Origin of the sequence: Streptomyces lincolnensis, assembly GCF_021173675.1 — a bacterium.
GTDB classification, from domain to species: Bacteria; Actinomycetota; Actinomycetes; order Streptomycetales; family Streptomycetaceae; genus Streptomyces; species Streptomyces lincolnensis_B.
In genome coordinates, this window is sequence record NZ_JAIHON010000004.1 from 43,221 (window position 1) to 64,496 (window position 21,276).

General features: G+C 71.1%; 17 protein-coding genes. 9 read left to right on the forward strand and 8 right to left on the reverse strand.

Annotation, left to right across the window (positions count from 1 at the left end):
• Positions 1 to 137: 137 nt before the first annotated feature.
• Genes K4B79_RS10915 through K4B79_RS10925 form a run of 3 tightly spaced genes read left to right on the forward strand, consistent with a single transcriptional unit; the run spans position 138 to position 5,626 of the window.
• Positions 138 to 1,601, forward strand: coding sequence for a glycosyltransferase family 29 protein (locus K4B79_RS10915; protein ID WP_232026295.1), 1,464 nt, complete (start codon positions 138 to 140; stop codon positions 1,599 to 1,601).
• The gene (locus K4B79_RS10920; protein ID WP_232026296.1) at positions 1,598 to 3,928 is read left to right on the forward strand and encodes a glycosyltransferase; all 2,331 of its coding nucleotides are present in this window, start codon (positions 1,598 to 1,600) and stop codon (positions 3,926 to 3,928) included. Before K4B79_RS10915 ends, K4B79_RS10920 begins: the two co-directional genes overlap by 4 nt.
• A 3-nt stretch (positions 3,929 to 3,931) precedes the next feature.
• Positions 3,932 to 5,626: a hypothetical protein gene (locus K4B79_RS10925; RefSeq protein ID WP_232026297.1), complete on the forward strand. Its 1,695-nt coding sequence runs from the start codon at positions 3,932 to 3,934 to the stop codon at positions 5,624 to 5,626.
• A gap of 10 nt (positions 5,627 to 5,636) precedes the next feature.
• On the opposite strand, the gene K4B79_RS10930 is transcribed toward K4B79_RS10925, so the two are convergent.
• The 6 genes from K4B79_RS10930 to K4B79_RS10955 all read right to left on the reverse strand — a co-directional run bounded on the left by K4B79_RS10930 (position 5,637) and on the right by K4B79_RS10955 (position 11,725).
• On the reverse strand, positions 5,637 to 6,902 hold the full coding sequence (locus tag K4B79_RS10930; protein ID WP_232026298.1) for an NAD(P)/FAD-dependent oxidoreductase: 1,266 nt from the start codon (positions 6,900 to 6,902) through the stop codon (positions 5,637 to 5,639).
• Positions 6,899 to 7,303 carry a GtrA family protein gene (locus K4B79_RS10935; RefSeq protein WP_232026299.1) on the reverse strand — a complete coding sequence of 135 codons (405 nt, stop codon included), beginning with the start codon at positions 7,301 to 7,303 and terminating at the stop codon, positions 6,899 to 6,901. Before K4B79_RS10935 ends, K4B79_RS10930 begins: the two co-directional genes overlap by 4 nt.
• Positions 7,290 to 8,315, reverse strand: coding sequence for a glycosyltransferase family 2 protein (locus tag K4B79_RS10940; RefSeq protein WP_232026300.1), 1,026 nt, complete (start codon positions 8,313 to 8,315; stop codon positions 7,290 to 7,292). Before K4B79_RS10940 ends, K4B79_RS10935 begins: the two co-directional genes overlap by 14 nt.
• Before the next feature lie 95 nt (positions 8,316 to 8,410).
• On the reverse strand, positions 8,411 to 9,253 hold the full coding sequence (locus K4B79_RS10945) for an FkbM family methyltransferase (RefSeq protein ID WP_232026301.1): 843 nt from the start codon (positions 9,251 to 9,253) through the stop codon (positions 8,411 to 8,413).
• A 142-nt stretch (positions 9,254 to 9,395) separates the two neighbouring features.
• Positions 9,396 to 10,739, reverse strand: a complete 1,344-nt coding sequence (locus K4B79_RS10950) for an alpha-2,8-polysialyltransferase family protein (RefSeq protein WP_232026302.1) — start codon at positions 10,737 to 10,739, stop codon at positions 9,396 to 9,398.
• Positions 10,739 to 11,725: a glycosyltransferase family 2 protein gene (locus K4B79_RS10955; RefSeq protein ID WP_232026303.1), complete on the reverse strand. Its 987-nt coding sequence runs from the start codon at positions 11,723 to 11,725 to the stop codon at positions 10,739 to 10,741. Before K4B79_RS10955 ends, K4B79_RS10950 begins: the two co-directional genes overlap by 1 nt.
• A gap of 198 nt (positions 11,726 to 11,923) precedes the next feature.
• Between K4B79_RS10955 and K4B79_RS10960 the strand changes: the two genes are divergently transcribed.
• The 4 genes from K4B79_RS10960 to K4B79_RS10975 all read left to right on the forward strand — a co-directional run bounded on the left by K4B79_RS10960 (position 11,924) and on the right by K4B79_RS10975 (position 17,110).
• Positions 11,924 to 13,267, forward strand: coding sequence for a DUF6716 putative glycosyltransferase (locus K4B79_RS10960; protein ID WP_232026304.1), 1,344 nt, complete (start codon positions 11,924 to 11,926; stop codon positions 13,265 to 13,267).
• A gap of 484 nt (positions 13,268 to 13,751) precedes the next feature.
• On the forward strand, positions 13,752 to 15,026 hold the full coding sequence (locus tag K4B79_RS10965) for an N-acylneuraminate cytidylyltransferase (RefSeq protein WP_232026305.1): 1,275 nt from the start codon (positions 13,752 to 13,754) through the stop codon (positions 15,024 to 15,026).
• A 15-nt stretch (positions 15,027 to 15,041) separates the two neighbouring features.
• On the forward strand, positions 15,042 to 15,986 hold the full coding sequence (locus tag K4B79_RS10970; protein WP_232026306.1) for an N-acetylneuraminate synthase family protein: 945 nt from the start codon (positions 15,042 to 15,044) through the stop codon (positions 15,984 to 15,986).
• A 56-nt stretch (positions 15,987 to 16,042) separates the two neighbouring features.
• Positions 16,043 to 17,110: a hypothetical protein gene (locus tag K4B79_RS10975; RefSeq protein ID WP_232026307.1), complete on the forward strand. Its 1,068-nt coding sequence runs from the start codon at positions 16,043 to 16,045 to the stop codon at positions 17,108 to 17,110.
• A gap of 30 nt (positions 17,111 to 17,140) precedes the next feature.
• Here the strand turns inward: K4B79_RS10975 and K4B79_RS10980 are convergent, their stop codons facing one another.
• Positions 17,141 to 17,830 carry a class I SAM-dependent DNA methyltransferase gene (locus K4B79_RS10980; protein WP_232026308.1) on the reverse strand — a complete coding sequence of 230 codons (690 nt, stop codon included), beginning with the start codon at positions 17,828 to 17,830 and terminating at the stop codon, positions 17,141 to 17,143.
• Between the two features lie 91 nt (positions 17,831 to 17,921).
• Positions 17,922 to 18,197 carry a hypothetical protein gene (locus tag K4B79_RS10985; RefSeq protein ID WP_232026309.1) on the reverse strand — a complete coding sequence of 92 codons (276 nt, stop codon included), beginning with the start codon at positions 18,195 to 18,197 and terminating at the stop codon, positions 17,922 to 17,924.
• Between the two features lie 335 nt (positions 18,198 to 18,532).
• Between K4B79_RS10985 and K4B79_RS10990 the strand changes: the two genes are divergently transcribed.
• Positions 18,533 to 19,756, forward strand: a complete 1,224-nt coding sequence (locus tag K4B79_RS10990; protein ID WP_232026310.1) for a M20 family metallopeptidase — start codon at positions 18,533 to 18,535, stop codon at positions 19,754 to 19,756.
• A gap of 293 nt (positions 19,757 to 20,049) precedes the next feature.
• Entirely contained in the window at positions 20,050 to 21,105 is a 1,056-nt protein-coding gene (locus K4B79_RS10995; protein WP_232026311.1) for a BMP family lipoprotein, read from the forward strand.
• The last annotated feature ends 171 nt before the right edge of the window (positions 21,106 to 21,276 follow it).

Consider the following 21,276-nt stretch of genomic DNA (forward strand, 5'->3'; position numbering starts at 1 on the left):
GGCCAACGATTGGCCGTCTGGTCCCGGTGAGTTCACCTGAATGTCGTTTTGGCTTCCTAAGTTTCCCCAGAATCCCCCCACGTCTCGGTAAACCCAAGAACACAGCCAAAGCTGGGTAAAAAAACAACAGGAGTGCCATGACGACAGTCCAGAAGAGGCGTGCACGTGCGCGTGGAGGGGAGCTGGACGAGTGCCTGCGCGCCTGCGCGGCGCACAGCGGCAAGGTCGTGGGCAGCGTCGACCGCCGCCGGGTCGAACTCGGGGAGCAACTGCGCAGGCTGCTGGTCGTCTGGGGGACGACCGGCGCCACCGCTCCCGCGCCGGCCCCGGCCGGCGGCGCGACCGCACTGCTCAAGCGGGCCGTGAAGGGTGCCGCGACCCCGGCCCCCGGCATCCCCTCCGAACTGCTGGACGCCCTGCTCGCCGTCGCCAACAAGGCCCTGGAGTGCGGTTATGACGACGAGTTGAACCTCGCCCTGGTCATCAGCGACACCGTCCTCGCCCAGCGGAAGAACTCCCGCGCCGGCTGGCGGCTGCGCGCCCGCCTCCTGGAGACCCTCGGCGAGGACGGCGAGGCCCTGGAGGCGTACGAGCGCTATCTCGCCCTCACCGACGACGACGGCTTCGGCGTCCGCGCCCGCATCGACGGCCTGCGCTCCGCGGCCGGGACCGAGCGCGAGCTGTACGCGCTGCTCGGGCGGCAGTGCCCGCGCGCCGGGGAGTTCACCGGCGCCCCGGCCACCGAGGTGTGGGCCGAGGGCCTGGCGGCACACGCCGTCGACGACTGGACCGAGGCCGAGCCCCGGCTCGTGGGAGCGCTCCTCTCGCTGGCCGCGGAGAACGCGCCGGTGCAGGACCGGCAGGAACTGCTCAGCCAGTACCTCGACCTGCGCCTCACCCGGGAGACCGACCTGCCCGCGCTCACCGAGGCCGTCGCCCTCTACGCCGAGCAGCGCCGCAACCGCATGCGCGGCCCCGTCGGCGACCCCACCGTCGGCGGCGTGCAGTGGATCACCCTCGGCGAGTTCCGCAACCAGATCGCCGGCAAGTCGATCTGCCTGATCGCCAACTCCGGCCGGGTCGGGTCCAGTTCGATGGGCTCGCGGATCGACGACTACGACCTCGTGGTCCGCTTCAACTCCTACCGGATCGACCCGAAGCACACCGGCGGCCGCACCGACATCCACGTCACCATCCACAAGCACGGCTTCAACTGGGACCAGCGCGTCACCACCCGGCTGGTGTTCGGCGGTGTCTCCGGCGACTGGAAGTACTCGCTGCGCAACCGCCTGGTGCCCGGCGCCCAGACCTACCTGGGCGACGAGTCGCTGCGCTGGCCCGTCCGTAACATCGGCAAGCTCTCCACCGACGTCTGGCCGTCCATCCCGACCTCCGGCTTCAACATGCTCTGGCTGCTGGACTTCCTGGACGTCAGCCCGACCCTCGACCTGATCGGCTTCGACTTCTACGAGAGCGGCGCCTACCGGGTGCCCGAGGCGATGAAGCTGGCCATCACGTCCGTGCACGAATACACCAGCGAGAAGGAATGGGTCATGCAGCGGGCCCAGAGCGTGACCGACATGAGGATCTCCCTGCGATGACCACGACCTCCCCGATATCCGCGGCCACCCGGGCCCCCGCGACCGACGCCCACGCCCTCACCGGCAAGCGCCGCATCGCCTTCGCCTCCTACGTCGACGAGAACTACCTCCCCGGCTTCCTCGTCCTGCTCAAGAGCCTCGCCCTGTCCAACCCGGGCGTGTGCGAGGACTTCGTCGTCCTCTACGACGACCTGCGCCCCGGCTCGATCGCGAAGATCCGCGACCTGCACCCGCGGATCGTCCTCCAGCGGGTCGACGCCGACCACTACGACGCGTACAAGAAGGGCGACCAGGACAACTACCTGGTCCGCAAGGCGTACTTCATCCTGGACGTCTTCCGGATCCGCGCGTACGACACGATCATCACGCTCGACACCGACATGGTCGTCCTCGGCGACCTCGGTGAACTCCTGCGCCTGCGCGAGGGGCTGGCGGCCGTCCCGCAGTTCTTCTACGGCCGGCACAAGCTCAACTCCGGGCTGCTGGTCATCCAGCGCGAGTACCTGACCGACGAGTTCTGCGCGAAGCTGGACCGCTGCGGGCGCTCCGGCGACTACGAGCTCGACAAGCACGACCAGGGCATCCTCAACGCCGTCCTGGACGGTGACTTCCTCCGCCTCGACGCCCGCTACAACTTCGTCAAGCGGCGGCTCTCCGGCGACCTGCCGGTCCCGGACGACACCGCGATCCTGCACTTCACCGGCCGCCACAAGCCCTGGCAGGGCGGCGAGAGCGGGTACTCCCAGGCGGAGGAGCGCTGGCGGTCGTACGACCTGGACGACGCCGACTTCCACGCCGAGTACCTCTCGAAGCAGGGCGGTCTCCACCACGACCTGCTCGTCCACTACGGCACCCCGCACGTGGCCCGCACCGGTGACGTCGAGGCCGCCCGCAAGGTGGCCGCCGCGCACATCGCGTCCGGCGACTACCAGGACGCCGTCGACATCCTGAGCGGTGTGCACATCCCGCTGGACGAGGCCTGGCCGCACGAGGTCCTCGGGCACGCCCTGATGAGCGTCTCCCGCTACGAGGAGGCCAAGACCCAGCTGCTGCTGGCCACCGCCGCCCCCAACCGGGCCGCCACCGCCTACGCCCGGCTCGCCCAGATGGCCTGGGTGCACGGCGACAACAGCGAGGCCCTGAAGTACGCCACGGCCGGCATGTCCGTCGACCCGACCCACCGCTCCAGCCGGCTGTGGGCGCAGCGCGCGGCGGCCGTGCCCGCGCAGGAACTCGGCGCGCCCGAGGACCAGTTGGCGCACGTCGCCTTCTACATGGACCGGCAGGGCAACGCGGGCGACAAGCTGCTCCCGGAGAGCGTCCGCTCCGCCTTCGGCCCGGACACCACCTCCCGCCGCTGGCACCCCGTGCACGCCCACCGCCTCTTCGACGAGGCCGCCCTGCAGCGGGTCAACCGCCGCCGGGGCCTGGTCATCGGCGGTGGCGGCCTGTTCATCCCGGACACCATGCCCAACGGCAACAGCGCCTGGCAGTGGAACGTCCCGGACGAGTTGCTCAAGCGCATCGACGTGCCCGTCGCGGTCTTCGCCGTCGGCTTCAACGCCTTCGACGGCCAGTCCTACCGGGCCGGCCGCTTCCGGGAGTCGCTGCGGCTCCTGGTCGAGCAGTCCTCCTTCTTCGGCCTGCGCAACCACGGCTCGATCGAGAAGGTCCGGGCCATGGTCCCGGCCCACCTGCACGGCAAGATCCGCTTCCAGCCCTGCCCGACCACGGTCGCCCGGCAGCTGGTGCCCGGCTGGCAGGACCCGGCCGAGCGCGACGACACCATCCTGATCAACGCCGCCTACGACCGCGCGGGTCTGCGCTTCGGCCACGACTACGGCTACTTCCTGGCCCAGATGGCCCAGGCGGTCCGGGACCTGGGCGAGCTGGCCGAGGTGCGGTGCGTGGCGCACTCGCTGGACGACGAGAAGATCGCCTTCGACCTGCGCCGCGAGCACGGCATCTCGCTGCCGGTCATCCCGATGTACGACTTCGAGAACAAGGAGATCCTCGACCTCTACGCCCGCACCAAGCTGGTCATCGGCATGCGCGGCCACGCGGGCATGATCCCCTTCGGCGTCGGCACCCCGATCATCAGCCTCATCTCGCACCCGAAGATGGCGTACTTCCTACGGGACATCGAGCGCCCCGAGTGGGGTGTCTCCGTCCACGACCGGCATCTCGCGGCGCGTCTCGTCGAGCGGTCGCGGGAACTCCTCGCCGACCACGCCAAGACGGTCGCCGACGTGCACGGCCGGCAGCGGGAGCTGTGGAAGGTCACCGAGGCGAACGCGGCCGACCTACGGGTCATCCTGGGCGGCTGACCCATGGCCACCGCCCTGGCCGACGAGGCCTCCGCCGAGGCCCGGCCGCGCCGGGCCGGCCGCCGGTCACCCCTGTGGTGGCCGGTGGTCGCCCTGCCCGCCGCGGCGGCCGTCGTGTACACGACGGTCACCCGGGGGCTCACCGGCGACCTGCACTACGTCCTCGCGGCCCTGCGCACCGGCCGCGCGGCCGGCTACTCCCCGTCCGAGGTCTTCACCCACCGCCCGTTCTTCTACCGGTGGTTCGTCGCCCTCCTCGACCGGCTCGCCTTCTTCGGCGGTACGACGGTCCGCGAGGCGACGATGAACCTGATCGGGGTCCTGCTCGCCGCCGCGGCCGCCTACGCGCTCCACGCGGCCCTGGTCCGCCGGACGAGCGGGCGCGAGGCCGCCCTGACGGCCGGCGCCACCGGCCTGGCCCTGGCGCTCGCGCCCCGCAACGACTTCCTCCAGCCCGAGTGGGCGGCGGTGGTCCTCACCGTGGTCGCCGTGGCCGCCGCACTCGGCCTCCGGCGCCCCTGGCCGGCGGCCCTGCTCGCGGCGCTCCCGCTCGGGCTCGCGGTGATGATGAAGTACTCCACGGCCGCGACCGCCGCGATCGGCGTGCTGCTTCTCTACACGGTCGACCGGGGCCGGGCGGTGCGGATCGCCGTGGTCGGCGTGCCCGGCGCGCTGGCGCTGTTCGGCATGAGCGTCCTGGCCGGGTCCCACGAGTGGCAGTGGACCGAGGACATGCCGCAGATCAACCAGTCGGCCCTGAGCCGTACCGGCATCCGCCCGCACTTCATCCTCGACCGTTCCCTGGACTTCCTCGCGGACCGCGCGATCGCCAGCCCGGTGCTGCTGCTCCTGCCGGGCGCGCTGCTGCTGGTCCTCACCCGGGTGCGGGGCCGGCTGCGGCGGGCCGAACTCCTCGCGGTGGCCGTGCTCGTCGGCCTCGCCGCGCAGGCCGTCGTGGTCGTCCAGGGCAACTGGTTCCTCTACCACGGGGCACAGATGCCCGTGGTGGCGGCGGTCCTGTGGGGCGTCGCGGTCGGGGGCGCCCGCCGCTCGCCGCCGTGGTGCTTCGGGGCGGTGTCCCTGCTGTACGGCGCGGCGCCCGTGCTCTACGCGCGGCTGCCCGAGGAGTCGCAGCGGTCGTGGGAGGTGGCGGTGGCGGCGCTGGTCGCGCTGCTCGCGGCCGTGTTGGACGTGGCGCTGGAGAAGAGAGGGCTCTGGAACCGGTCGGCCGTCCTGGTCGCCCTGTCCGGTGTCGTCCTGCTGACCGCGAGCATCTGGCCGGGCTCCCCGCACCTGGTGCAGTACGGCAAGGTCACCAGCACCGGCGCCGAGTACCTGCGCTCGCAGCGCAACGCCGCCGAGGACGCCGACCGGATCCGCGCCGAACTGCCGCCCGGTGCCCCGGTGCTGTACCTGGCCTTCGGCGAGGCGGCGTACGACCTCGGCCACCCGGCCCGGTGCCGCTACCCGATCGCCACGTTCCTCCAGCGCACCCGCTATCTGCCGGACGTGTCCGAGTTGAAGTCGTTCAAGGAGAACGCCGACTGCGTCGACCACGGCCCGGCTCCCTACGCGGTCCTGGAGCGGCCCTGGTTCCAGCCGGGCCGCGTCGACCCGGAGCTGTGGCGCCGGATCACCGCGGTCTACGACTGCCCCCGGGGCGGGAGCGAGCGGCTGGTGCTGTGCGTCAGGCGGTGATGCCGAGGCGTCAGCCGGTGACGCCCAGCGCGGCCGTCACCTCGCGGGCCATCGCCACCGAGTAGCTCTGCCCCCGGTCCTGCGGGTAGATCTGCGCCATCGTCGCCAGCGTGACCCGGCTCATGGGCGTCTCATGGGCCGGGATCAGCGCCCGGTACTCGGGCGTGACGACCGGCTGCGCGAACCCGGCCCTGGAGAAGTGCCAGTTCTTGATCCAGGCCGGGTCGAAGTCCGGGTTCACCCGCCGCAGATACGGCACGAACCGCTCCAGCAGCTCGGCCGGGTCGGTCGTGAACCGCCAGTCCTCGCGCTCCACGTAGTTGCCGACGTAGAGGATGTGCCGGCCGCCGTAGACGGACGGGTCGATCATCCGGGTGTGCTCGACCACCGCGAGGAACGGGAAGTCCGGCTCGTTGATGTTGAGCCAGTAGTACGGGATCACGCTGCGGTCCATTTCGAGGACGAAGCAGGTGGCGCCCAGGTACTGGTTCTTCCACACCGTGGCGTCGGCCGGCAGCCCGGCGGCCTTGGCGAAGGCGGGCTGCGGGGTGGTGACGATCAGTCGGTCGAAGTCGTACGCCGAACCGTCCGCGCACCGCACCGCCACGGTGTCGCCGTCCTGCCGTATCGACTCCACCGCCTTGCCGAACTCCACCTTGCCGCCGCGTTCCTCGATCCCGTCCCGCAGCGCCGCGTACACCCGCTCGAACCCGCCGTCCACATAGCCGAGTTCGAAGGTCCGGCAGTGGATCCGGGCCCACAGCCAGGCCATCGACACCTGCTCGGCGCGCTCCCCGAACTTGCCGCGCAGCAGCGGCTCCCAGATCGCCGCCGTCGCCTTCTTCCCGGCCCAGCGCCTGAGCCAGGCCAGCGCGGTGAGGTCGCTGAACCGCTCGCCGTTGCGCACCGCCTTCAGCACCGCCGAGGAACCGGCGAAGCGTACGGCGTCCACGGGGCCGAAGTCCGGGAAGCGGAGCATGTCGACGGGCGTGGTGAAGTCGATCATCCGTCCGCCCCGGTAGATACCGGTGGTCGGCCGGTGGAAGCGCAGCGCGTCCCCGAGCCCCAGCTCCTCGATCAGGGCGATCATCGCCTTGTCGCTGCGGAAGATGTGGTGGTAGTAGCGCTCCAGCGGGACCCCGCCCACCTCCAACGAGGCCGCGAGCCCGCCGAGTTCGTCCGCCGCCTCCAGGAGGGTCACCCTGTGGCCCGCGCGTACGGCGTCCCAGGCGGCGGTCAGGCCCGTGGCACCCGCGCCGACGATGCCGAGGTTCATCCGAAACTCCATTTTCTGTTGAGCACGAACTGGAGCGCCAGGACCAGCGGCAGCGAGGCCGCCTTGACCACGTTGGCGTCGATCCCCAGGCCGTCGGTGAAGGCGAGGAAGAGCAGGTTCGTCAGGACGATTCCGGTCAGTCCGACGGCGTAGAAGCGCAGGAAGCGCACGAGCAGCCGGTCGCGGCGCTCGAAGGTGAACCGCGCGTTCAGGACGAAGTTGTTGGCGATGCCCACGGTGGTGCTGATCGCGTTGGCGAGCTGTTCGTCCATCCCGGCGGTGTTGTGCAGCAGCAGGAAGACGACGAGGTCGAGTGCGACCCCGCTGCCGCCGATCAGGGTGTAGCGGACCAGCTGGCGCAGTGTCCTCGGTGGCGCCGCGGCTTCCTCAACGGCCGTCATCGTCGCCGCCGATCACCTCGCGCACCAGATACAGCGGCCGCCCCTGCGCCTCGCTGTAGATACGCCCTATGTAGGCGCCGATGACCCCCAGGGACAGCATCTGCGTGCCGCCCAGGAACAGCACGACGCACATCATCATGGTCCAGCCGGAGACGGTGATGTCGGGCCGGAAGAACTTCATGGCCAGCGCGTAGAGGATGCCCAGCAGGGAGAGGGCGAGCACCACGAACCCGAGCCGGGTGATCATCTTCAGCGGTGTGGTGGAGAAGCTGGTGACGCCGTCCACGGCGAGGCGGGCCATCTTGCGCAGCGGGTACTTCGTCTCGCCCGCGAAGCGCTCGTCGCGGTCGAAGGCCACCTCGGTCTGGCGGAAGCCCATCGAGGCGACGATGCCGCGCACGAACCGGCTGCGCTCGCGGTACCGGCACAGCTCGGCGGCGACCTTGCGGTCCAGGAGCCGGAAGTCCCCGGTGTCCAGCGGGATGTCCACGTCGGTGGAGGCCCGCAGCACCCGGTAGTACAGGTGCGCGGTGGCCCGCTTGAACGCGGTGTCCTGCCGGGTGCGCCGACGCGCGTGCACGATGTCCGCGCCCTCGCGCCAGGCGTCGACCAGCTCCAGGCTGACCTTCGGCGGGTCCTGGAGGTCGGTGTCCATCACGATCACCGCGTCGCCGCCGGCGAGGTCCAGGCCCGCCGTGATGGCCAATTGGTGCCCGAAGTTGCGGGCGAGGTCGACCACCCGGACGCGGGGGTCGTGCCCGGCGAGTTCCCTGAGGATCGCCAGCGAGCCGTCGGTGGAGCCGTCGTTGACGTACACCAGCTCCGCGTCGAGGTCGGGCCGGCCGGCCAGGGCCGCCGTCAGCTCGGTGTGGAAGGCGGCGATGCCGTCCCGCTCGTTGTAGACGGGCAGGACGTATGAGATCAGCGGCCGGCGGGCGGGCCCCGGCTCCACCGCCGCGAGCGCGACGGGAGCCGGGGGCTGCGCGGACGACCGTATGTCCTGCTGGGTCATCTGGACCCGTCCGCGGTATCGAACGGGTGGGACCCGAAAGGTGTTTGACGCATTGGTGGAAGCTATGGAGGCTTCGTGAACCCCGGGAGAACGGCTCAGCCGTGGGGCGTGAACAACAGGTTCCTCGTCTTCGGCGGGCGGGACGCGGTCGAGGGGACGAGCGTGCCGTCGTGCTCGGTGACCCAGTGGGCGTCGTAGCCGAGGGGTTCGAACTCGGCGAGCAGCGGGTCCAGGGGCGCACCCACCAGGGCTTCCAGCAGTACGGCCGGCCGGTCCCGCTTGAGCACCTGCCGGGCGCCCTTCAGCACCGACATCTCGTGGCCCTCGACGTCGATCTTGACGAGGTCCACCCGGGTCTCGGCGAACACGTCGTCCAGGGTGAGCAGCCGGATGCGCTTGAGTTCGGCGTCGGCGGCGGCGCCCTCCAGCGTGGAGCCGGTGGAGAGCAGGTTGCCGGCGAAGCGGACACTGATGTCGGCCCAGCCCGGCTGGTCGGAGACGCCGGCCTGGTGGAGCCTGACATTCTGGACGCCGTTCGAGCGGACGTTCACCGAGAGGCGGGCGTGGACCTGGTCCACCGGCTCGAACGCGTGCACCGTCGCCTTCGGGGCCGCGAGCGCGGCGATCAGCGAGAAGTACCCGACATGGGCGCCGACGTCGGCGATGGTCCTGCTCCGCGCGGCCAGCCGGGCCCAGGTGGCGAGGGAGCCGGGCTCGTAGCCGAACCGCCCGTTCCACAGGGTGTCGAGGGCGACCGCGTCGTCGTTCACGCAGAACATGACGAACGGTGGGCAATGGGGAGAATCGATCTCGGCGAAGCCCCGATAGGGGAACTTCTTCCGATGGGTGCGAATGATGTCACCGGTCGCCACCGGCCGGACGGACGGTGCGTGAGCCAGCATGCGGGCGTTGGCTTCTTCGAGCTGGGGGATACGCATTCGGCGATCGTAGGACCGCCCGCGGGGCCTGTCCCGGCCTCCGGCGGAAATCGAAAAGACGAAAAGGTCGGATCGCGGGCGTACGGTCCGACCTTTTCCGGTGATCTGCTTTTCGGTAACTCCGAATTCATCCCTGATTCACTCAGCGGCGCACGGCCTTCTTCAGTGCCCGCGCCCTGCGCACGACCCGGCGGGCCGTGGCATTGCGGGGCAGAAACGCCAGCCGCTCCGGAATTCCGCCGGGCAGCCCCAGCGAGGTGAGCCGCTTGCGCTTGAAATAGCGCTGGGTGCGCTGCCGGAACTGCTTCGACAGATACCGCTCCGCCGCCGGGCGCAGACTCGGGTAGATCTGCGGCTGCATGCTGAAGCCGACCGCGGTGACCAGGCCGTTCAGCTCGTCCTCGGGCAGCGCGTCCTCGCCCGCGCGGGACTCCAGGTCCGGCAGCACGGCGTCGGCCAGCAGGGCCGGGACCCGGTTGCTGTTCTGGTACGGGGTCAGGCGGTCCAGGAGCCGCTCGGTGCCGATCCGGGCCACCGGAAGGTCGTAGAACGTGGACGCCGTGAACAGGGCGGTCGAGAAGCAGCCGACCACGAGCGCGGGCCGGGCCTTCTCGAACAGCACCTCGGCGAGCACCGGGGTGTCCAGCACGGTGAGGTCCACGCCGAGCTTGGCGGCCTCGGTCTCCAGGGCGCGGCTGTACCGGGCCGGCGCGGTGGGGTGCGGCTTGAACACCACCGACCGGTGCCCGCGCTCGACCGCGCCGCGCATCATCCGCACGTGCAGGTCCTCCTCCTCGGCGGGGGAGAGGATGTTCAGCGCGGACAGGTACTGGCCCAGCAGCAGCGCCGCGTCGTCCGGCAGCACGGGCAGGTCCGGCAGGGCCGCGGTGAGTTCGCCGAGCACCTTGAGGAAGGCCGTCGTCGGCACCACGGCCGGCGGCACGTCGAACTCGGTCAGCAGCATCGGCGTCAGGCCCGGCACCAGGTCCAGGTGCAGCAGCCGGCGCACGCGGGTGCCGACCAGCGGGTCGAGCTTGTTGCGGGTGGGGCCGTAACTCATCAGGCCGTCGGCGTAGACGTCGACCGGGGCGCCGGTGAACAGCTGGGCCACCGTCAGGGCGGGCGTGACCTGGATGGACTCCAGGACCAGCTCCACCCGGTCCTCGCCCAGGCCCCACAGCAGCCGCAGATAGCGCTCGAAGAGCGGGATGTCGTCGGCGCGCGGGGTCCAGGAGCCGGGGTGGAAGGGGCGGATGGCCTCGTTCCAGGACAGCACCTCGTCGAAGTGGCTGCGCAGCGGCTCGAAGCCCGGCATCTGGTCCAGGGACGGGGTGGTCTCCGGGGTGGTGGAGTTGTTGAAGACCAGCAGCACCCGGCGGTCCGGCTCCGCGAACAGGTCGGAGTCGATCGCGGCGGCCAGCGTGGCCACGCCGTACAGCGTGGAGGCGCAGAAGACCTGGGTGGTGCGCGGGCTGGTACGGGACATCAGGCGGCCGCCTTCGCAGTGGTGACCCGGCGCCGCAGCCGGCGCAGCTTCGCGGAGCGGTTCAGGTCCATGGTCTCGAGCACGTCACCGAGCGCGCCCTGCGGCATGCGCTTTATCGCCGCCGCGCTCATCGCCCGCAGCTGCTTGGCCACCGCCGGCTCCCACTTGGACTCGTCCGAGAGGTGGTGGGCGATGATCGCGCAGTAGGTGCGCACCGCCTTCGGCAGCAGCTTGTCGGCGTCCGGGTCCGCGGCCGTCTCCTCGATCACCTGGTCGAAGGCGCGGATGAAGTCCAGCTGGCGGGCGTCCCCGATCTGCGTCAGGGAGGAGGCCACCCCGCGCCGGTAGAACACGCCGAGCAGGCTGACCACGGCGAACGACTCCGCCTCGCGGTGCAGCTTCCAGATCCACGGCCGGTCCTCGGCCGTGCGCAGCCCGTCGGTGAAGTGCAGCAGGCCCTTGTCGAGCAGGCGGCGGTGGTAGGCGCCGGCCCAGGCGTAGGCGTAGTCCACCGAGGTGCTGCGGTGCGCGGGCAGGATCGCCTCCCGCGGGTTGAGCACCTGGTCGCGCAGACCGACCGGCGCGCGGTGCACGCTGCGGGCGCGCGCGGTGGCCTGCACATGGTCGGTGCGCACGAAGTCGCAGCCCAGCTCCTCGATGGCCGACACCAGTTCGGTGAGGTAGCCCGGGGCCAGCCAGTCGTCGCCGTCCAGGAACGTCAGGTACTCGCCCCGCGCCGCGTCCAGGCCGGTGTTGCGGGCGGTGGCGAGTCCGCCGTTCTTCTCGTGGCGGATGTAGCGCACCTGCGCGACATCCGCCAGTTCCTCGGCCGCACGTTCGAGAATTGCCGGGGTTTCGTCCTTCGATTTGTCGTCGACGAGCACGAACTCGAAGTCCCGCCGGGCGTTCACGCGAAGGCTTCTGAGGGTGTCCGGGGCGTATTGCTGCACGTTGTAGAACGGCACGATCACGGAAAGCTTTGGCACCTGCAAAACGTTAGAAGGCCGCCCGGCAGCGCAACTTTCCGGTGAAGGTACGGAGGGTGAACTCAATGTGTCGGAACGGTGCATCCCGTGTACTTCCCGGTCTTCGACGGGCCAGTTCGGCTCGCGGTGGGCTGTTGTTAACTTTTCGTTGAGTCGCGGTTGGGCCATACCTAGGAATTGCTTCCTAGCGTCTTCCTCGTGCCGCCAAGTACAACGAAGCTCCCGCGCATCGCCGTCCTCGCGGACTCGGACACCCGCTGGAAATGGGGTGCGCTGACCGCCGACCGCCTCGCTCCCGGCCCGTCCATGGAAGCCGGACCGCGCGAGGCCGCGCAAGTCCGCCCCTCGCTGAGCGGATTCCTGCTGCGCGGACGGGCCACGCCCACCCCGCGCCAGCTGCGCGAAGTGGGAGTGACCGCCGACTCCCTCCGGGAGGTCACCGCCGTGGAGTTCCTGCGCGCGATGGCCGAGGAGGAGTACGACGTCGTCGTCATCGCCCTCGTCGGCGGTGGCGTCCAGGCCATGCTGCACGGCCTGGCACGCGTCTGGGCCGACCGCGACAAGCGCCCCGTCGTCGTCACCGGGTACGTCGGTGTCGTCTACGAGAAGCTCGCCGACGGTCTGCTGCTGCGGCACGGCGCGGACCTCGTCCTCGCCAACTCCCGCCAGGACGCCGAGCGTTTCCGCGCGGTCTACGAGGGCGTGGGCGCCGACGCCTCCTCCGTGACCGAGGTGGCGCTGCCGTTCCTCGGCGGGGACACCTACACCGGCGAGCACGACCCCTACCGGGTGGTCTTCGCGGTCCAGCCGTCCGTGCCGGACAACCGCCGCGACCGCGTCTACCTGCTGGAGCGCCTGGTCCGGCACGCACGACTGCACCCCGAGCGCGAGGTGCTGCTCAAGCTGCGCTCCAGGCCCGGCGAACACACCACCCACATCGAGGAGTTGCCGTACCAGAAGCTGGTCCAGCGCCTCGACCCGCCGGCCAACTTCCGCATGGTCTACGGCCACATGGGCGAGGTCCTGGACCGGACCGACCTGCTGGTCACCATCAGCTCCACGGCCGCCCTGGAGTCCCTGCACCGCCGTATCCCCACCGTGGTCCTCACCGACCTCGGGGTGCGCGAGGTGCTCGGCAACCACCACTTCGTCGGCTCCGGCTGCCTCGCCTCCTGGGACCAGCTGGACGCCGGACACCGGCCCACGCCGGACGAGGAGTGGGTGGCCCGGCAGGGCGTAGTGGCCGACGGCTCCTACGCGACCGCCTTCGACGCGGCCCGCGAGCGCATCGCCAAGCTGCTGGCCGCGCCCGAACTGCCCCCGCTGGCCCCGTACTACACCCCCGAGACCGCCCCCGGTTACCTCCCCGGCATCCTCGCCCGCCACCACCTCGGCCCCGACGGCACCCCGCTTCCCGGCGCCCCCGCCGCCGACAAGGACCCGGGCCCGGTCCGCCAGATCGTCCGCCGCGCGGCCCGCGGCGCCTACCGCCACGGCGTCCAGCGCGTGGCCCCGGTCATCCGCCGGATGGGGGAGCTGTGAGCGGCCAGCCACGCCGCCCCGAGCCGCGAACGGCGCCGCCCCGCACGGCAGCCCCGCGCGCCGCGCGCCCCTGTACCCACGCACCGCAGACCGACGGGGCCCGTCCCGAGGTGCTGCCGGCCGTGGCGCCGGTCCGTGTTGGCGGGCCGCGGGCGGGTCGGGTTCGTCCCGGCGGGCTGCCGGCCGTGGCGTTGGTCCGTGTTGGCGGGCCGCAGACGGGTCGGGTCCGCGTCGAGCCTTTGGCCGTGGCGTTGGTTCGCGGTGGTGGGCCGCGGGTCAGTCGGGTCCTTCCTGACGGGCCGTCGGCCATGCCGGTCCGCCCCGACCAGCCGTCGGCCATGCCGGTCCGCCCCGACCGGCCGACGACCACGCCGGTCCGCCACGGCGGGTCCCGGAGCGCGTGGTCCCACGACAACGAGCCGCAAGCAGGGCGGGCGCGGGAGGACGAGCCGTGCGTCGCCTGATCTCTCAAGGAGCAGATCCCATGACCAACCCGGAAGCGAGCCGGGGCACGTCCGTGCGCCGCGTCCTCGCGGTGATCCCCGCGCGCGGCGGCTCCAAGGGCGTGCCCGCGAAGAACCTCGCCCCCGTGGGCGGCGTCCCGCTGGTGGCCCGTGCCGTACGGGAGTGCCGCGCGGCCCGGCTGATCACGGACGTCGTCGTCTCCACCGACGACCAGGCCATCGCGGCCGCCGCCCGCCAGGCCGGCGCCGAGGTCGTGCTCAGGCCGGCCGCCATCGCCGGGGACCTCGCGACCTCCGAGGCCGCCGTGCTGCACGCCGTGGACGCCCACGAGGCCCTGCACGGCGCGGCCGTCGACGTGGTGGTGTTCGTGCAGTGCACCAGCCCGTTCCTGGTCCGCGAGGACATCGACGGGGTGGCCGCCGCGATCGTCGAGAACGGCGCCGACACCGCCGTCACCGTGGCCCCCTTCCACGGCTTCGTCTGGCGCGACGCCGAGTCCATCGAAGAGGCGACCGCGCCGGGCAGCGTCTCCGAGGCCGACGCGGCCGTCGGCGGCGGCTACGGCGTCAACCACGACAAGTCCTTCCGCCCCCGCCGCCAGGACCGCCCCCAGGACCTCCTGGAGACCGGCGCCGCCTACGCGATGGAGGCCACCGGCTTCCGCAAGCACCAGCACCGCTTCTTCGGCCGCACCGAACTCGTGCGCACCGACCCCGCCCGCGTGCTGGAGATCGACGACCCGCACGACCTCGCCCGCGCCCGGGCCCTCGCGCCGCTCTTCGACGCGGACCGCCCCGGCGCCCTCCCGACCGCCGACGACATCGACGCGGTCGTCCTCGACTTCGACGGCACCCAGACCGACGACCGGGTGCTGATCGACTCCGACGGAAAGGAGTTCGTCTCCGTGCACCGCGGGGACGGCCTCGGCATCGCCGCCCTGCGCAGGAGCGGGCTGCACATGCTGATCCTCTCCACGGAACAGAACCCGGTCGTCGCCGCCCGGGCCCGGAAGCTCAAGCTCCCGGTCCTGCACGGCATCGACCGCAAGGACCTCGCCCTGAAGCAGTGGTGCGAGGAGCAGGGCATCGCGCCGGAGCGCGTGCTCTACGTCGGCAACGACGTCAACGACCTCCCGTGCTTCGCCCTCGTCGGCTGGCCCGTGGCGGTCGCGAGCGCCCACGACGTGGTACGCGGCGCCGCACGTGCGGTCACCACCGTCCCCGGCGGTGACGGCGCGATCCGAGAGATCGCCAGCTGGATCCTCGGCCCCTCTCTCGATTCCCTCAACAGTTAAGGAACGGCAATAGCCATGTCTGCTCTCAACTCCCGCCTCCGCACCTTCGGCACCGAGCGCATCGCCGGTCCCGGCCAGCCCGTCTACATCTGCGGCGAGATCGGCATCAACCACAACGGCGAGCTGGACAACGCCTTCAAGCTGATCGACGTGGCCGCCGAGGCCGGCTGCGACGCCGTCAAGTTCCAGAAGCGCACCCCCGAGATCTGCACCCCGCGCGACCAGTGGGACATCGAGCGCGACACCCCCTGGGGCCGGATGACGTACATCGACTACCGCCACCGCGTGGAGTTCGGCGAGGACGAGTACCGCCAGATCGACGAGTACTGCAAGGAGAAGGGCATCGCCTGGTTCGCCTCCCCGTGGGACACCGAGGCCGTCGCCTTCCTGGAGAAGTTCGACGTCCCCGCCCACAAGGTGGCCTCCGCCTCCCTCACCGACGACGAGCTGCTGCGCGCCCTGCGCGCCACCGGCCGCACGATCATCCTCTCCTCCGGCATGTCGACCCCGAAGCAGATCCGCCACGCGGTCGAGGTCCTGGGCAGCGACAACATCCTTCTCTGCCACGCCACCTCGACCTACCCGGCCAAGGCCGAGGAGCTCAACCTCCGAGTGATCAACACGCTCCAGGAGGAGTACCCGAACGTCCCGATCGGCTACTCCGGCCACGAGACCGGCCTGCAGACCACCCTCGCCGCGGTCGCCCTCGGCGCCACCTTCGTCGAGCGCCACATCACCCTCGACCGCGCCATGTGGGGCTCCGACCAGGCCGCCTCCGTCGAGCCCCAGGGCCTGACCCGCCTGGTCCGCGACATCCGCACCATCGAGGCCTCCCTCGGCGACGGCGTCAAGAAGGTCTACGAGTCCGAGCTCGGCCCGATGAAGAAGCTGCGCCGCGTCACCGGCGTCGTCGCCGAGGCCGAGATCGCGGCCGCGGCCGGCGAGCCCGTCGGCGTCTGAGTCCCAGTCCGACACCCCCCACAAGAGAACACCCACGACGGGACGGTCGTACGTAGATGAGCCGCCGCGCCGGGTCCACCGGCCCCCACACTCTCGCCTTCGTCGAGAGTCCGGTACAACTGCTGAACGTGCTGGAGTGGGCGCACGAGCGCTCACCCGGCGCGGGGCTCACCCTCGTCGTCCTGTCCCCGATCGACCCCATGACCCGCGGCCAGCTGCGCCGCATGGCCGAACTCGCCCGCGAGGAGGGCCACGAGGTCCGCTGGGAGGAGGCGCGGGGCGGGGCCATGGCCCCGTTCCACACCATCGGCGGCCTGGCCGGCATGCTGCGCCGGGCCGACCGGATCGTCCTGGGCGACCCCTTCTCCCGCTACGTCCAGCTGCTGCTGACGATCACCCGCGCCCGTGACCTGGTCGTCGTCGACGACGGCACCGCGACCATGGAGTTCGTCTCCCAGCTCGCCAGCGGCGAGCGCCTGGTGCGCTGGCACCGCAAGGGCGGCCGCCCAGGACCCCGCGACCTGGTCTTCGCCCCGGTGTCCTCGGCCGCCCGCAAGCGGCTCACCCCGAACGAGCACCGCCAGGTGGAGATCTTCTCCTCCATGCCGATGGAGGAACCCCCCTTCGGCGTCGTGGTCACCGCCAACACCTTCGCCTGGACCCGCACCCGCTTCGGCCCGCCCCGCATCACCAAGGGCGCCGACATGGTCGGTACATCCCTCGTCGAGACCGGTGTGGTGGACGCCGACCACTACCTGGAAGCCGTCTGCTCCCTGGCCAAGACCCACGGCGCCACCCGCTACTTCGCCCACCGCCGCGAGAGCACCGACAAGCTGCACCGCCTGGCCGTGGAGACCGGCCTGGAGATCGTCCGCCCCGACCTCCCGCTGGAGCTGATCGCCCGCCGCGGCCCCGTCGGCCGCACCATCCTCAGCTTTCCGTCGACGGTGGTGCACACCCTGCCGTTGGCGTTGGTCGGCACCGAGGTCCGCGTCGCCGTCTGCGACATCGACCCCGCCTGGCTCACCGACAGCGCCTCACCGAGGGCCCAGGGGTTCCTGTCGGGCGTCACGGGGACGGCCCGGGACGTGCACCGGCTGTCGTCGGTGGCGAGAACGGCGTAGGCGGCGCCCCGGGCCTGATTCCGGCACGCCCTAGCCGGGCTTCCTGGCCAGCACGAACGCCCGCGGGCGGACCTCGTCCTCGTACGGCTCCCGCAGCATCCGGGCCAGGACGGTCAGGCCCGCCTTCTCGACCTGCTCCGCCACGGTCTCCGGCGTGCGCCAGAAGTAGTCGAGCGAGATGGTCCGCCCGAAGCGCTCCTCCAGATGGGCCCGGCCCTCCTCGTCCCCCGACTGGAAGACCAGCAGGACGTGCCCGCCCGGCACCAGCACCCGGTGGAACTCGGCGAACACCCCGGGCAGCTCCTCGTCCGGGAGGTGGATGATCGAGTACAGGGCGGTGATCCCGCCGAGTGTCCCGTCCGGCAGGTCCAGGGACGTCATCGACCCCACGTGGAAGCGCAGCCCGGGATGCGCCCGGCGGGCCAGCTCCACCATCCGGGGCGACAGATCCACCCCGAAGACCGGCAGCCCCAGCGCGTCCAGCCTCGCGGTGACATACCCGGGACCGCTTCCGAGATCGGCCACGGGCGCGGTCCCGCCGGCCCGCACCAGCTCGGCGAAGGCGGTCAGGAGGGCCCCCTCCAGCGGTCTGCCGCCGAGCCCGTCGGGGTGCAGCTCGCTGTAGGCGTCGGCGATCACGTCGTAGGAGTCCTGGGCGGCCTGTATGAAATCCGCCTGTATGAAGTCCGGCCGTATGAAGTCCGGGTTCTCGTCACTCACGGTGTCGAACCTAGCGACCGCCCCGCCGCCCCGCCCGGCACTTCACCGGGGCCGCACCCGGAGTTCTCCCGTCCGCCGCCGGCGTGCCGGGTCAGGGGTCCTCGGCGGTCCAGGTGAAGCCGCCGAGCGCTCCGGTGGGGGAGTCGGCCGGACCGGGCTCGGTGACCTCGTCCACGGCCCGTTCGCCCCGTCGGCGCAACAGCCACACCCCGGTCGACAGCAGCCACCCGGCCAGGATCATCACGACGAGCGCGGCCAGGGCCAGCCCCAGCGTGCCGAAGACGCCGACCCTCGCCAGGAGCCCCGGCACCTGCTCCTCCCCGCAGCCGCAGGCCTGCCAGGGAGCCGTCGTCGGGGTGGTCGTCATGAGGACGGGATGCCCCGGCCGGCCGTACCGGGCACGCAGCGTCGCGAAGCCGTTGCGCGGCGGTGATGATTCCGGGATCCCGCGCCGTTTCCGTGTCCGCGCGGTCCCGACAGGTGAACAGATCGGCCTCCGATCCGCCCGGCGTGGTATCCGTGAAGGAAGGGGTGGTGCCCTCCGGCAACCACCTGGCCGAGGAAATCGGCCGAGTGTACCCACCCCGAACGGTACATATGCGTCCGGCGGTCAGATTTTTCTCCCCTAACGGGTTGAACTTTTGTTGATCGAGGGTCAGTTGACCCATCGGGCGTCCTACCCTTCAGAGGGTGAAGCAATTGATGTCGCCAGAGTCCGAGGCCGATCTCCCCGGGGAAGCCGTGCTTCCCGGAGCGCTGCCCGAGGCGCTCCGCGCCGAACTCGTCGCCTTCCGTCGCGACCTGCACATGCACCCCGAGCTCGGCAACCAGGAGTTCCGCACCACCGCGGCGATCAAGGAACGGCTCGAGCGAGCCGGTCTGAAGCCGCGGGTGCTCGCCGTGGGGACCGGGCTCGTGTGCGACATCGGCGACTGGGACGGCGGCCGCCCCATGCTCGCCCTGCGCGCCGACATCGACGGCCTGCCCATCCCGGACACCAAGAGCGACTGCCCGTACCGCTCGACCGTCCCGGACCGGGCGCACGCCTGCGGCCACGACGTCCACACCACCGTGGTGCTGGGCGCCGGCCTGGTCCTCGCCGAGCTGCACCGCCGGGGGCTGCTGCCGCGGCCCGTGCGGCTGCTGTTCCAGCCCGCCGAGGAGGTGCTGCCGGGCGGCGCCGCCGACGCCATCGACTGCGGGGTGCTCGAAGGCGTCGGGAAGATGATCGCCGTGCACTGCGACCCCCGGGTGGACGCGGGCCGGATCGGCCTGCGCGAGGGTGCCATCACTTCCGCCTGCGACCGGCTGGAGATCGCGCTCGACGGACCCGGCGGCCACACCGCGCGCCCCCATCTGACGACCGACCTCGTCACCGCCGCCGCCCGGGTCGTCACCGACGTGCCCGCGCTGGTCGCCCGCCGCGTCGACACCCGCGCCGGGCTCGCCGTGACCTGGGGCCGTATCGAGTCGGGCCACGCCCCGAACGTGATCCCGCAGCACGCCGAGCTCTCCGGCACCGTGCGCTGCCTCGACATCGACGCCTGGAAGCAGGCGCCCGACATCGTGGTCGCCGCCATCGACGAGGTCGCCAACCTGCACCGCGCCAAGTCGGAGATCAACTACGTCCGCGGTGTCCCGCCCGTGGTGAACGACCCGGCGGTGACCGACCTGCTCCGCGACGCCATGACGGTCCGCCGCGGCGCCGACGCGGTGGAGGGCACCGAACAGAGCCTCGGCGGCGAGGACTTCTCCTGGTACCTCCAGCACGTCCCCGGCGCCATGGCCCGCCTCGGCGTCCGCACCCCCGGCGAGCGCACGGTCCGCGACCTCCACCAGGGCGACTTCGACGCCGACGAGTCGGCGATCACGGTCGGCGTGGAGCTGTTCACGGCCGCGGCGATGCTGGACGAGGCCGGCGCCTGAGTCCGGATCCCTGCGGCGGAGCGGCTCCCGTGAGAGTCGCTCCGCCGTCCGGCGCAACACGGTTGTAAGCCAATCGTGAACTGCTCGCAATGTGTCGCGTGAGGCTCGAAGAGCCTCAGTTCAGACGCTGTTTGCCTCGAATCGATAACGGCTTCGAGAGAGGTCTTTTTCTGACATCTACGCGCGTTACGATGCCGCGAAGCCGACGCCGCCGGGGCGTCGCGGCCCGAGCACTGGCATGGTGCTCACATGAAGCGCCGACATGGCGCTCAGGTCAGGTGAAGGAGCCTCCCGTGCGCCGGGTAGCCAAGCTTTCCGCTGCGTGTATCGCTTCCGCAGCTCTCGCACTGACTGCCACCGCGTGTGGCAGCACGTCCTCCGAGGAGGACAGCTCGTCGTCGACCACCGACGGTGGCAAGGGCGTCAAGATCGGCATCGCCTTCGACGTCGGCGGCCGTGGTGACCGTTCCTTCAACGACTCCGCGGCGCGGGGTGCGGACAAGGCCAAGGAGGAGTTCGGCGGCGAGATCAAGGAGCTCACCGCCAAGAGCTCCGACACCGAGGCCGACCGTGAGCAGCGTCTGTCGGACCTGGCCGACGCCGGCTACAACCCGATCGTCGGTGTCGGCTTCGCCTACGCCGCCTCGATCGGCAAGGTGTCCGCGAAGTACCCGAAGGTCAGCTTCGGCATCATCGACTCGGTGGTGGACGCCAAGAACGTCAACAGCATCACCTTCACCGAGGAGCAGGGCTCCTACCTGGCCGGTGTCGCCGCGGCGCTGAAGACCAAGAAGAACCACGTCGGCTTCGTCGGCGGCGTCGACACCCCGCTGATCAAGAAGTTCGAGGCGGGCTACGCCCAGGGCGTCAAGGACACCAAGCCGGGCGTCAAGGTCGACGTCCAGTACCTGAGCCGCGGCACCGACCTGTCCGGCTTCTCCAGCCCCGACAAGGGCAAGGAGGCCGCGTCGGGCATGCTCGACAACGGCGCGGACGTGGTCTACGCGGCGGCCGGCTCCTCCGGCAACGGCGCGATCGAGGCGGTCAACGGCGTCAAGGGCGCCTGGGCCATCGGCGTGGACTCCGACCAGTACAACATCCCGGGTCTGGCCAAGTACAAGAGCTCGATCCTGACCTCGATGGTCAAGAACGTGGACGTCGGTGTCTACGACTTCGTCAAGTCGGTCCACGACGGCAAGCCGCTGACCGGCGTCAACAACTACTCGCTGGCCAAGGACGGTGTCTCGCTCGCCACCAGCGGTGGCTTCATCGACGACATCAAGCCCCAGCTGGACGCGGCGAAGAAGAAGATCGTCGACGGCACCATCAAGGTCAAGACCACTCCGTGACCTGAGGTTCCCGGTCGAACCTGGGCTCGGCGAGGGGCCGTTGACAGCCCCTCGCCGAGCCATAACAATGTGTCAACTCTACGCGTGTAGCACGGAGTTGCCGCGCTAGCGTCACCGACGCCTGCCCTCCCCTACGCAGCCCTTTTCCCCGAGGAGAGTGCGCCATCAACG